This is a genomic window from Bacillus sp. C30, from assembly GCF_040838255.1.
In the GTDB taxonomy this organism is placed as follows: Bacteria; Bacillota; Bacilli; order Bacillales; family Bacillaceae_G; genus Bacillus_A; species Bacillus_A mycoides.
On the sequence record NZ_JBFPJH010000110.1, the window covers coordinates 1 to 10,498 of the forward strand.

Here is a 10,498-nt window from a genome sequence, read left to right on the forward strand (position 1 = left end):
GATTACGTTGACGTCAGTTGATAAATATATCACTTCATTCACTGTTTCATCTCCTATTCTAGGCACTTGGAATGACTCATATTGAGTTCGTATGACGGTGAATCACATGTAGTTGTCCATCCGCCTTCTTATAGATCAACCAGTTTTCGGAATTTAAGCTGTACGAGTTAATATGTATTTTCTCTCGCTTCGTTAATCGTTTGCCATTTTTCACTTGTTTCCCCTCCCCCTATTTCTCAAACAGCTCATCCACTGTGGTTTTGAAGTATTTTGCTAGTTTTTGAGCTTCTTTTAGGGTGAAATCACTTTTGCCGTGTTCTTTAGCAAAATATGTTCTCGGTGAAATGTGAATTAAATTTGCCGCTTTCTCTTGCGTCATGCGTTGCTCTTTTCGGGCGATGAATAGATTTTTGTGCATGGGTAACGCTCCTTTACATCCATCATTTTCAGTTTTACATTGCAGCTATTCAAATATCAAACGATAAATTTATTATCGTTGAATATCGAGAAATATTCAGGAAAAAGTTCCTTTACACTTTTGTTAAAAACGGCTTGATATCTAGCCATAATATAAGGTCTTGGCATATACCCATCTTCAATTTTTCTTATATACGCCGCTGATATATCTAGTTTTTCAGCCAATTGTTTTCGTGTCATTTTATGCTTAAGTCTCTCATTTTTTACTATGTTATTCATTTCATCACCTTCTCAATTATATTAGGGCCTTGTCGATAAACCCAGTATATATGATAAGTTTTTGAACATCAATACATTTTATAAATTTTTGAACATTTTTTCCTCAAAGGGGTTTAAATTGATAATTATTTTATCTATAATAAACAGTAAGACATTCCGGTTATGAAAGGGGATCATTCCAATGACCTTGGGAACCAAATTAAAACAATTAAGGGGCAAACGCACGCAAGGTGAAATAGCTGCCTTATTAGACATATCTAGACCTACCTATTCTCACCTAGAAAATAATAGAATTGAACCAAACATGAACTTACTAAATGCAATTGCTGATTTATATTGTGTAACTACAGATTACTTATTAGGACGATCACAAGATTCACGTTTAACTGCGGCTGAAGATAAAAAAACTAATGAAATGGCATCACGTTTTGCTGAATTAGTATCCGATCTACCAGCAAATGAGCAAGAAAATGCTTGGAAGCAAGCATTAATGTATGTGCAATTTACTAAAAATCAAAAATGATGAGATAATTCTACTAAAAAAGCTAACTTAATCGTTAGCTTTTTTAGTTTCCATTTCTTCATATGTACTTGCAGTAATTGCTTGTAAAACTTCTTCTACATCTGTTCTCTTATTTTCTAAAAACCACTTTACCATTAATTCTTTTGCTAACTGTTCCTTTTTCATCTCGCATCCCCTTAATTCCATTCTACTCATATTTAGAGTCATAAAAAAATCTCCCCTTCAAAAATTATTAAATTATAGGTGACCCATTTTTAAATTATACCCTGTAAAATGGGTCACCCCTAAAAGCACGAAAAGTCACTACTAAGTAGTGACTTTTAAAAAAATTCTATTCAGCTAGTTCCCGGATCGTTAAACATATATTTTATTTCTGTTTGTTTCTGTTGAACTGATTCATGTTCATAACTACTTATATTTCCTCCCCACAGACCTATAACCCCCAAAACTGTTAATACTGCCACTATCTTCATTTTCATGTCAACACAACCCCTTCTCTATTAAGAATCATTTTATACATTCGTCCATAAAAACTCAATCCCATTAATTCAAAATCCAATAGTGCCTGTTTAATACCCTCAATATCATGAATACACATCGAATGTGCAATGTGCGAAAAAGGAGTATGCCCAGCTTCTTTTAAGCTTGCAAAGATGAAAATTGCAAGTTCTCGATCACCAAAGCGATATTCGAATGTAGCTCGCTCAGTTGGGTGAAGTGTAGATACATCAATCTTATCTATGTTTATGTTATTGTATATTCGTACGTGAGCTAAAGTAGTTTGGACTGCTAAATATTTTTGAGATTGCTGAGATATTTTAATTTCCTTTAACATTTCTCCTGTTTGTACCAAAAGTGCTTCAGCTTTTATTGGATCCTCTATCTGAAAACTTTCTGCCAAACATGAAATCCCAGTTATTTGAATTATTGGTACGTCTATGTCTGAATCTATAATTTTATAAGCTATTTTTCTACACTCTTCCAACTCAATTCTCCACAAATGCATAAATGCAATACGCTCATCTGCAAACATGCGAAGATAATCCCTTATTCGCCCTTTTTTAATTAGTTTAAGATTTGATTCAACTTCATCAACATATTGAATAATCGCATTATTATTCGGTTTATCTGCTAAAGCCAGCATATATAAAATATTGACCATTACTTGCACATGTGGATTGGCAGAAAAACGTGTGCTCCTAATTTCCTCATACAGAGCTTGCCCTCTCAATTCATTATTGTTACGCTTATTGAATAATTTGTAAACTGTAAAAAATATTGATAAATTCGAATTGTCCCTATGCTTTTCAATTAATTTGTTCATGGAGTCATATTCCGCTTGCACTTGAAAATATATCAACCCAATTTCTAAGTGGGATGGTAAAGTACAAGCAAGGAAATATCTCTTTGTAATCTCTCGTTTTTTCTCCGGGTTATCATATAAAAAGTTCGTCGCTTTAAAAAATATTTCCACATCCATTTCACTTTCACAACTTATACCTCTACGGAATGTTTCACGACTCACTTCAAGCTTTATAGCGAATTGCCTTCGAGAAAATCCAGCTGATTCAATTTTTGTCAATAATTCACTCATGACTTTTTCCATAATATTCCTCCTTCACTTCTCCTAAAACAATAAAAATCCACCATCCTATTTTCTCAACCTCTAAACTGCACTACGAATGATGAATGTCTGTTAAACTAAGGAGGAACTCGTATGATGCAAGTGTTTGTCCTAAGGTAGCTAGGATGACGGTGTGAGAGGCTTTGTTGGAGGCACCTCTTACACACGCTCTGCGAGTTTTTATGTTTCAATAATTATTGTTTATTTAGATTTTTCCGTCTATTAAGTCGACAGAAATCCAAATACTGTATACATTAGCAATTTTAGCACGAACCCACATTCTATCCTCTAATTTATTTCTCAATATAACTTCAAAGAAAAAAATTGATAATACTTGTATACTGGCAAAAAATCACACTCCTACCGAATAACAGTTCATTATTTATTATATTCTACTAAAATCAACGTAAAAACCAGCCAATTCTTAATAATAACAACCAACCAATTCAAAAAATACATTGCAAAATTACAAGAAATAAATGTCGAACTTTCTCAACATGTGTCATGCCATTAATATGGTACTATTATTTTATCCTTACTTATGTATCATCCAGATTGGTGTCCCTAACCAATCTTTCCCCACCTACTATTAGTGGGGAGTTTTTAAGCTATATGTTATTAAAATTAAAGTAGTTCAAGTCGAAGAAAGACGCTCAATTTATGTTGAGCGTCTTTTCTTTTGGTAACAAACAAGTTATAATCTACTCAATAAATTGAATTATCAATCTTTACATATACAGGAGGGAGTCCGATGGTGATCTACAAAGATAAAGAACGAGGAACATATTTCTTCGTAGTAAGAGTCCGTCAATTTGATGGCACTCAAAAACAAGTAAAACGTCGTGGGTTTAAAACAAAAAAAGAAGCACGTGAAGCTGAAGCGAAAATGTTAGTTGAAAAAGAAACAAGCTCAAGCTTAACGTTTGCTCAAGTTGCGGATAGTTATTTTGATTGGTATTGTCAGAGGAGGAAGAAGTCTTCGACCCTAACAATTCAAAATGTTATTTATAATCACTTAATGCCAGAGTTCAAGAAAATAAAAATCGATTATATTACCGCTAAGCATGTAATGATTTATCAAAATAAAATTATTAATAATTATTCTGCCGAGTTTTTAAAGAAAATTCACACCACACTTTCTGCTATATTTAACTTTGCAATAAAATTTCATGGCTTAACTCATAATCCCGCACGTATTGCAGGCAATTTTGAAAAAGAATCAAATAAGAGAATGAATTTTTGGGAATTCGCAGAGTTCAAACAGTTTATTGCAGTTGTGGACAATCCGATGTATAAAGCATTCTTTTCAACACTTTACTACAGCGGGGCTAGAAAGGGCGAACTTTTAGCACTAAATTGGGAAGATATCAATTTTGAAGAGAAAACAATTAATATTAATAAAACAGACTTTAATAGGCTAATTACACAACCAAAAACAAAAGCATCTAATCGAATTATTATGTTACCGACCCTTGTCATCAGATTATTGAAAAACTTAAGAGAACATGCTACATTAACAGCACCAGTAAAAGATTATTATGTGGTTTTCGGTACATTCCATACTAGTCTTGCTACAAGCACACTACAGCAAAATTTTAAAAAATATATAAACATAGCTCAGGTTAAAAATATTGTGTTGCATGAATTCAGGCATTCTCATGCATCTTATCTAATTAACAAAGGCGTCAGTCCACTTGTAGTAGCCCAACGCCTAGGTCATTCAGATGTAGCAACAACTCTAAATACTTATAGCCACTTGTACCCATCAAAACAAGCGGAAGCGGTTGCGTTTATGGAGGATGATTTGATATAATTGGTCCCAAATCGTTACCGCAAACACATACACCCTTGATATAACTCGTTCCGCACAAACAAATGAAGTCCATGCTAAAAACGTGAACGCTTGCGTATTTCGTCTTCTCATCGTTCTCCCCCTCGTTAGCTGTACACCTATTATAGATAAATATATTTATCACAATGGGTTTTTATGTAAAATCATTTTTCTATTTATTAATCTATCACAAAAAATTTCTATTTTGAAGATAATTTTCTTTCTAATCTGAAAAAACAGTTAAAAACATTGACATTTATTTCAATTCCACATAAAATAAAAACAAATATTACGAACCTCGAAATATACGGGAGTGGAAATAATTGTTGCAATATGAACATTTTTTAGACTTACTGCTAGATAACGCCAAGAAACTTTTCTATCCTGAAGAATGGGTAAGCCTTGATTTAACGCTTTCCAAGACAGAAGTATTTTGTTTACTTTGGATGGAGCGAAATACGGATATTACAATGACAAAAATTGCTGATCTTCTTGATATACCGATGAGTACAACAACGGGCGTTGTGAATCGCCTTGTAAAAAAGGGATATATTGAACGCTACCGGAATGAAAGCGATCGACGCATTGTATTAATTCGTTTAACAGAAAACGGCGTAATGCTCGTTCAAGAAGTAAAACAAAATGCGGCCCATTACTTTAGCCTAGTGACAGATGCATTGTCAGAAGAAGAAAAAGCATTCTTACTACAAATATTCCAAAAGATCATGAATCACATTGCTACGTCACAGCAAAAAACAGAAGAAAAGGTTTCTACACCTAAAATGAAAAACATTCCGATTGAATAAGACCCTAGTTGGGTTTTTATTCAATTAAATATTTCGACACTCGTAATATTCGACATTCGAAACAAAGGGGATATTAATGATGAGAATTATTCTGTATACAGGTAAAGGCGGCGTAGGAAAAACTAGCATTTCAGCAGCAACAGCAATCCAAAGTGCAAAACAAGGATTAAACACATTAGTAATGAGTACAGATCCTGCTCATAGTTTAGGGGATTCATTTGGCATAAAACTATCTTCTGAGCCACTAGAAATTCGCGAAAACTTGTGGGCACAAGAAATTAACACTATTTATGAAATGGAAAAAGGCTGGGGGAAATTGCAGAAATATATTACACTACTCTTCACTTCAAAAGCAGCTGATGATATTACAACAGAAGAATTAACGATGTTCCCTGGTATGGAAGATTTAATTAGCTTACTTCGAGTACTCGATTACTATAAACACAACACTTACGACGTCATCATTATTGATTGCGCACCGACTGGAGAAACTTTAGCAATGCTTAGCTTTCCAGACATGCTCGGCTGGTGGATGGAAAAACTCTTTCCTATTAAAAGAAAAGTTTTAAAAGTCGTTCGTCCTGTAGCTCAACCACTTCTTGGTGTCCCCCTTCCAACCGATGATATTATGGACGAATTAACAAATACACTTGAACAGCTCGGAGAAATGAGAGATATTTTATCAAACCGAGAGGTAACAAGCATTCGCGTTGTTGTAAATCCCGAAAAAATGGTCATTAAAGAAGCTCAGCGTAGTTTTACTTATTTAAACTTATACGATTATAACGTAGATGCCATTATGATTAACCGCGTTATCCCTAACACTGTCACCGATCCTTATTTTCAGGCATGGAAAGATACACAAAAGAAATATAAAACATTAATTCAAGATAGTTTTCAGCCACTTCCTATTTACGAAGCTCCGATGTTTGAACAAGAAGTTGTTGGTTTGCCTATGTTAGAGCGTGTAGGAAATGCTTTATTTAAAACTGACCCTTCTCCTACTGAAGTCAAATTTAACGGCCGCACACAGTATGTAAAAAAAGATGGCGATGAATATATTTTCGTTCTGTCCATTCCCTTCTCAAACAAAAGTGAACTTTCATTAAATCAAAAAGGTGATGAACTTATTATTCGAGCCGGCTCTATGAAGCGAAATATCACCTTACCAAAAACATTAACACACCTTTCTATTCAAGGAGCTAAGTTTGAAGATGATGTACTAAACATTCGGTTTGGAGGTGTAGTACATGCATGATGAATTACTAAGAAAGGTAATTCGTACAAAAATAAAAATCGGTATGCGTATATTAGAAGAGCTACCGAATCCGATTCAGCAATCAGCTAAGCACGCACTAAATATTTTGCAAGAGGAGCTCTCCTCTTATACTGAAGAACAACCGCAACCTGAGAGTAATTTAAAAAGCATCATAATTGAATAACTATACCCTTGTAGAAAGCCTTTTCTTATAGGCTTTCTATCCCTTTATTGGAGCTGATATAAGTTGATAAAAACATCTTCAACAAGACATTTCACCACTAATACAATCTGGCTAATCCCCCTTCTATTCTTTTTTCATAACCTTGAAGAAGCTTTCCAAATGCCACAATATATCGCTAATCGATTTTCGATCCATTTTATAACTAACAAACAATTTTTCATTGCAATTTCCATATTAACAACCTTCGTCTTACTCATAGTCATTCTATATCAATTAAGCATCATATCTTCTATTTATTTGATCATTTTTATACAGGGCTGTATCTTCTTTAACGCCGTTCAGCATATTATCTTGTATTTCATTTATCGTTCTTATAATCCAGGAGTAATCTCAGCATCTATCATTATCCTATTTTCTCTTTTCTTATTTTCATCAAAGAAACTATTAATCCCTAAAAAGAAATTAGCAAGCACACTCATTTTTAGTTTAATCTCTTACCCAATCATAATTTGGATTTCCTTATTATTAGCCAGCTGCTTTAATTAAAAAAAGACCAGGAAAACTCCTGGTCCATCACTCTACTTAACAAACATTGGATTCTATGTTATACAAAATTGGAAGGTACAGAATTAGGGTTTTGTTTGTTAAGTAGATTATATGTTGAACGAGCTAACAGCGGAGGGGTTCCTACTGCTAGTCGTTAAACTCAATATTATTTTGTGATTTTTGCAAGCTCATCAAGTGAAAGATCTACTGAGATTGAACCATCATTCGTTTCTTTCTTAATTGCATCTGTTACTTCTTTTGAATGGTATAACTCAATTACTTTTTTCAGTGTTGGATCATTTTTATCTTTCGTACGAGCTGCGAAAATATTAATATAAGGTTTCGCATTTTCATTCTTTGGATCTTCTAAGAAAATAGGATCCTTCGCTGGATCTAATCCAGCTTGACCAGCAACACCGTTATTAATAACTGAAGCCGCTACATCTTTTAATACACGAGGTGTTTGCTGTGCGATAACCGGTGTAACTTTTAGCTTCTTCGGATTTTCAGCGATACCGCTTGGATCCCCAAATAGACCAAAATCTTTCTTAAGCTTTAATAATCCAGCTGCATCGAGAAGTTTTAATGCACGTGCTTGGTTCGTTGGATCATTCGGAATAGCAATTTCCGAACCATCTGGGATTTCATTTGCTTTCTTATATTTTTCAGAGTATAAGCCCATCGGTGCAATTTGCGTTGTACCAACAGCTGTAATATCTAACTTATGCTCCTTTTTAAATTGCTCTAAGAAAGCAATGTGCTGGAATGAGTTTAGTTCAATATCTCCATCAGCTAACGCTTTGTTGGGTGTTGTGTAATCAGAGAACTCAACCAGTTTAATTTTAATCCCTTCTTTTTCAGCTTTTTTCTTTAAAATTTCCCAAACGTCTCCATCTGTTCCAGTTACACCGACGCGAACTACTTTCTCTTTCGCTCCTGCACCTGTGTCTCCACCTGAGCAGCCGCTTAATGCTGTAATTCCTACGATCGCTGATAATGCAAATGCTAAAATTTTCTTCATTTTCTTTTCCCCTCTTCCTTTTTATGATCTGCGTAAAAAGACTTTCGCAAAGTAGTTCCCTAAATTTTGAGCCACCTGTACAAGAATAATAAGTAAAACGACCGTTACAAACATAACTGACGTATCAAAGCGTTGATAACCATATGTCATTGCTAAGTCACCAAGACCGCCACCACCGACAAGTCCTGCGACTGCAGAAAATTCAATTAAACCGACCGTCATAAACGTGACACCTAGGATCAATGGTGCTAAAGCTTCTGGTACGAGGATTTCAAAAACAATTCTAAGTGGTGAAGCGCCCATTGCTTGTGCTGCTTCAATTACTCCTTTCGGAACAGAAACAAGATTGGTTTCAACCATTCTAGCAATACCAATTGATGCAACTAACGTCATTGGGAAGATTGCTGCAGCCGTTCCAATCGTCGTTCCAATAACACTTCTTGTTAGTGGGCTTAAAGCTACTAAAAAGATAATGAATGGAACCGGACGAATTGTATTAATTATGATATTAAGAATAGAAAAGACCCATTTATTTTCTAAAAAATTTCCTTTTTTCGTTACATACAACAGTAAACCTAGAGGTATACCGAGAATTGTAGCGAATATAAGGGTTACAATTACCATTAAGAGGGTATCCCCCGTCGCATCTAATATGCGAGGCCAAAATATACTCCAATCAACTCGCATGAGCTTCTACCTCCTTCAGCTGCACTTGCAGTCTTAGATGTTGTAATGCTTTTTGAATTTCTTTCTGTTCACCTTGTAGTTCTACAAGAAGATTTCCAAATAGCACATTTTGGAGTTCAATAATATTTCCATAAAGAACATTTACATCGACGTTATAGTTTTTCGCAATATATGATAGTACAGGCTGCCCTGTCTCTTCCCCAGTAAAAGTCAGGCGATAAATCTGACCTCCGTTTTGAATTTTCGCTAGAACACTTTCTGGTAAGTGATCATTAATAACAGAGCGTACAAAATTTTGAGTGGTCTTTGTTTTTGGTTGTGTGAAAACGTCAAACAGTTTTCCTTCCTCAATTACTTTTCCTTTTTCCATAACGGCTACACGGTGACAAATTTCTTTCACAACGTGCATTTCATGTGTAATAAGTAGGATCGTTAAATTGTACTCTCTATTTACTTTCTTTAATAAATTTAAGATTTCTGCTGTTGTTTCCGGATCTAAAGCTGATGTTGCCTCATCACATATGAGAATATCCGGTGATGTCGCAAGTGCTCTTGCAATCCCAACACGCTGCTTTTGTCCACCTGATAACTGTTCTGGATAATAGTTCGCTTTATCTTCTAAACCAACAAATTTTAGTAGTTCATTCACTCTTTCTTTTATCTCATTCTTCGGCAATTTCGCTAACCTTAATGGATAAGCAATGTTCCCAAACACCGTTCTTGAATTAAATAGATTAAAACTTTGGAAAATAATCCCAATTCTTTGTCTTAGTTTCCGTAATTCTTTCGCCGATAATGATGTAATATCTTTATCATCTATTGAAATTGTTCCTGCAGTTGGTCTTTCTAACATATTTACTAAACGTAATAACGTACTCTTTCCAGCACCACTAAATCCGATAATGCCAAAAATTTCGCCCTTTTCAACTGACAGCGTTACATCCTCCACCGCATGAACAGATTGCCCACCTGATTCATATACTTTACTTACATTGTTAAAAGAAATCATTTTCTTCCCTCCTATATGCTGTAAAAACTTGAAGTAGAGCTTTCGAGGTAAAATAAAAAGTGCTCTCCTTCTTATCAGTAATAAAAGATAAGAAGGAGAGCACTTTTATATGTACTCATTCACATCTTCTCATCTTCCAAGCCTTTATAGGCTTGCTGGAGTTAGCACGGTATTAAAAAACCCGTTGCTGAGGTATCGTAGGGCCAGTCCCTCCACCTCTCTGGATAAGAGTGTATCGATTTAATTGTCGTTTAATTAAGTCTTATTATAGAACTCAGAATAATGAGAGTCAATACATTTTTCGGAAAAATAT

15 protein-coding genes, 1 pseudogene and 1 riboswitch are annotated in these 10,498 nt (G+C 34.7%); of the genes and pseudogenes, 6 read left to right on the forward strand and 10 right to left on the reverse strand.

The genetic code is table 11. The features are described 5' to 3' along the window. Positions 1 to 76: 76 nt before the first annotated feature. From AB3X49_RS12450 to AB3X49_RS12460, 3 genes are read right to left on the reverse strand one after another with little or no spacing between them, the layout of a single operon-like run. Complete coding sequence (locus AB3X49_RS12450; RefSeq protein ID WP_367962371.1) at positions 77 to 214, reverse strand: DUF6906 family protein; 138 nt, start codon at positions 212 to 214, stop codon at positions 77 to 79. Positions 215 to 229: 15 nt separating this feature from the next. Next, entirely contained in the window at positions 230 to 418 is a 189-nt protein-coding gene (locus AB3X49_RS12455; protein ID WP_367962374.1) for a helix-turn-helix transcriptional regulator, read from the reverse strand. Positions 419 to 474: 56 nt separating this feature from the next. Further along, the gene (locus AB3X49_RS12460; protein ID WP_367962377.1) at positions 475 to 696 is read right to left on the reverse strand and encodes a helix-turn-helix transcriptional regulator; all 222 of its coding nucleotides are present in this window, start codon (positions 694 to 696) and stop codon (positions 475 to 477) included. A gap of 181 nt (positions 697 to 877) precedes the next feature. On the opposite strand from AB3X49_RS12460, the gene AB3X49_RS12465 reads away from it, so the two are divergent. Then, positions 878 to 1,219, forward strand: a complete 342-nt coding sequence (locus AB3X49_RS12465) for a helix-turn-helix domain-containing protein (RefSeq protein WP_367962380.1) — start codon at positions 878 to 880, stop codon at positions 1,217 to 1,219. Between the two features lie 27 nt (positions 1,220 to 1,246). On the opposite strand, the gene AB3X49_RS12470 is transcribed toward AB3X49_RS12465, so the two are convergent. The 3 genes from AB3X49_RS12470 to AB3X49_RS12480 form a co-directional block, all read right to left on the reverse strand. Next, positions 1,247 to 1,426, reverse strand: coding sequence for a hypothetical protein (locus AB3X49_RS12470; protein WP_367962403.1), 180 nt, complete (start codon positions 1,424 to 1,426; stop codon positions 1,247 to 1,249). A gap of 128 nt (positions 1,427 to 1,554) precedes the next feature. Beyond that, positions 1,555 to 1,698 (reverse strand): hypothetical protein, encoded by a 144-nt coding sequence (locus AB3X49_RS12475; RefSeq protein ID WP_367962383.1) that lies wholly within the window; start codon positions 1,696 to 1,698, stop codon positions 1,555 to 1,557. Continuing rightward, on the reverse strand, positions 1,695 to 2,825 hold the full coding sequence (locus tag AB3X49_RS12480) for an AimR family lysis-lysogeny pheromone receptor (protein WP_367962386.1): 1,131 nt from the start codon (positions 2,823 to 2,825) through the stop codon (positions 1,695 to 1,697). The genes AB3X49_RS12475 and AB3X49_RS12480 overlap by 4 nt, the downstream gene beginning before the upstream one ends. 769 nt (positions 2,826 to 3,594) lie before the next feature. Here AB3X49_RS12480 and AB3X49_RS12485 point away from each other — a divergent pair. Beyond that, the gene (locus AB3X49_RS12485; protein ID WP_367962388.1) at positions 3,595 to 4,656 is read left to right on the forward strand and encodes a tyrosine-type recombinase/integrase; all 1,062 of its coding nucleotides are present in this window, start codon (positions 3,595 to 3,597) and stop codon (positions 4,654 to 4,656) included. A gap of 50 nt (positions 4,657 to 4,706) precedes the next feature. Here the strand turns inward: AB3X49_RS12485 and AB3X49_RS23215 are convergent. Beyond that, positions 4,707 to 4,767, reverse strand: a pseudogene (locus AB3X49_RS23215) (YiaA/YiaB family inner membrane protein); the annotation flags it as partial. Positions 4,768 to 4,997: 230 nt separating this feature from the next. Here AB3X49_RS23215 and AB3X49_RS12490 point away from each other — a divergent pair. From AB3X49_RS12490 to AB3X49_RS12505, 4 genes are all read left to right on the forward strand, one after another. Further along, entirely contained in the window at positions 4,998 to 5,480 is a 483-nt protein-coding gene (locus tag AB3X49_RS12490) for a MarR family winged helix-turn-helix transcriptional regulator (RefSeq protein ID WP_000942491.1), read from the forward strand. Between the two features lie 76 nt (positions 5,481 to 5,556). Further along, positions 5,557 to 6,738 (forward strand): ArsA family ATPase, encoded by a 1,182-nt coding sequence (locus AB3X49_RS12495; protein ID WP_367962390.1) that lies wholly within the window; start codon positions 5,557 to 5,559, stop codon positions 6,736 to 6,738. Next, positions 6,731 to 6,922 (forward strand): DUF3926 domain-containing protein, encoded by a 192-nt coding sequence (locus AB3X49_RS12500; RefSeq protein ID WP_242248424.1) that lies wholly within the window; start codon positions 6,731 to 6,733, stop codon positions 6,920 to 6,922. Before AB3X49_RS12495 ends, AB3X49_RS12500 begins: the two co-directional genes overlap by 8 nt. Positions 6,923 to 6,985: 63 nt before the next feature. Further along, positions 6,986 to 7,468: an HXXEE domain-containing protein gene (locus tag AB3X49_RS12505; RefSeq protein WP_002091337.1), complete on the forward strand. Its 483-nt coding sequence runs from the start codon at positions 6,986 to 6,988 to the stop codon at positions 7,466 to 7,468. Positions 7,469 to 7,634: 166 nt separating this feature from the next. On the opposite strand, the gene AB3X49_RS12510 is transcribed toward AB3X49_RS12505, so the two are convergent. From AB3X49_RS12510 to AB3X49_RS12520, 3 genes are read right to left on the reverse strand one after another with little or no spacing between them, the layout of a single operon-like run. Further along, positions 7,635 to 8,489, reverse strand: a complete 855-nt coding sequence (locus AB3X49_RS12510) for a MetQ/NlpA family ABC transporter substrate-binding protein (RefSeq protein ID WP_367962394.1) — start codon at positions 8,487 to 8,489, stop codon at positions 7,635 to 7,637. A 21-nt stretch (positions 8,490 to 8,510) separates the two neighbouring features. Beyond that, entirely contained in the window at positions 8,511 to 9,176 is a 666-nt protein-coding gene (locus tag AB3X49_RS12515) for a methionine ABC transporter permease (RefSeq protein WP_367962397.1), read from the reverse strand. Beyond that, positions 9,166 to 10,185 carry a methionine ABC transporter ATP-binding protein gene (locus AB3X49_RS12520; RefSeq protein ID WP_367962400.1) on the reverse strand — a complete coding sequence of 340 codons (1,020 nt, stop codon included), beginning with the start codon at positions 10,183 to 10,185 and terminating at the stop codon, positions 9,166 to 9,168. The genes AB3X49_RS12515 and AB3X49_RS12520 overlap by 11 nt, the downstream gene beginning before the upstream one ends. 126 nt (positions 10,186 to 10,311) lie before the next feature. Then, a riboswitch (SAM riboswitch) is annotated at positions 10,312 to 10,416 on the reverse strand. Positions 10,417 to 10,498: the final 82 nt, after the last annotated feature.

Coding starts and splice junctions, on each gene's coding strand:
- AB3X49_RS12455 (WP_367962374.1), bottom strand. CDS start 418: ATGCACAAAAATCTATTCATCGCCCGAAAAGAGCAACGCATGACGCAA.
- AB3X49_RS12460 (WP_367962377.1), bottom strand. CDS start 696: ATGAATAACATAGTAAAAAATGAGAGACTTAAGCATAAAATGACACGA.
- AB3X49_RS12465 (WP_367962380.1), top strand. CDS start 878: ATGACCTTGGGAACCAAATTAAAACAATTAAGGGGCAAACGCACGCAA.
- AB3X49_RS12470 (WP_367962403.1), bottom strand. CDS start 1,426: ATGACTCTAAATATGAGTAGAATGGAATTAAGGGGATGCGAGATGAAA.
- AB3X49_RS12475 (WP_367962383.1), bottom strand. CDS start 1,698: ATGAAAATGAAGATAGTGGCAGTATTAACAGTTTTGGGGGTTATAGGT.
- AB3X49_RS12480 (WP_367962386.1), bottom strand. CDS start 2,825: ATGGAAAAAGTCATGAGTGAATTATTGACAAAAATTGAATCAGCTGGA.
- AB3X49_RS12485 (WP_367962388.1), top strand. CDS start 3,595: ATGGTGATCTACAAAGATAAAGAACGAGGAACATATTTCTTCGTAGTA.
- AB3X49_RS12495 (WP_367962390.1), top strand. CDS start 5,557: ATGATGAGAATTATTCTGTATACAGGTAAAGGCGGCGTAGGAAAAACT.
- AB3X49_RS12500 (WP_242248424.1), top strand. CDS start 6,731: ATGCATGATGAATTACTAAGAAAGGTAATTCGTACAAAAATAAAAATC.
- AB3X49_RS12510 (WP_367962394.1), bottom strand. CDS start 8,489: ATGAAGAAAATTTTAGCATTTGCATTATCAGCGATCGTAGGAATTACA.
- AB3X49_RS12515 (WP_367962397.1), bottom strand. CDS start 9,176: ATGCGAGTTGATTGGAGTATATTTTGGCCTCGCATATTAGATGCGACG.
- AB3X49_RS12520 (WP_367962400.1), bottom strand. CDS start 10,185: ATGATTTCTTTTAACAATGTAAGTAAAGTATATGAATCAGGTGGGCAA.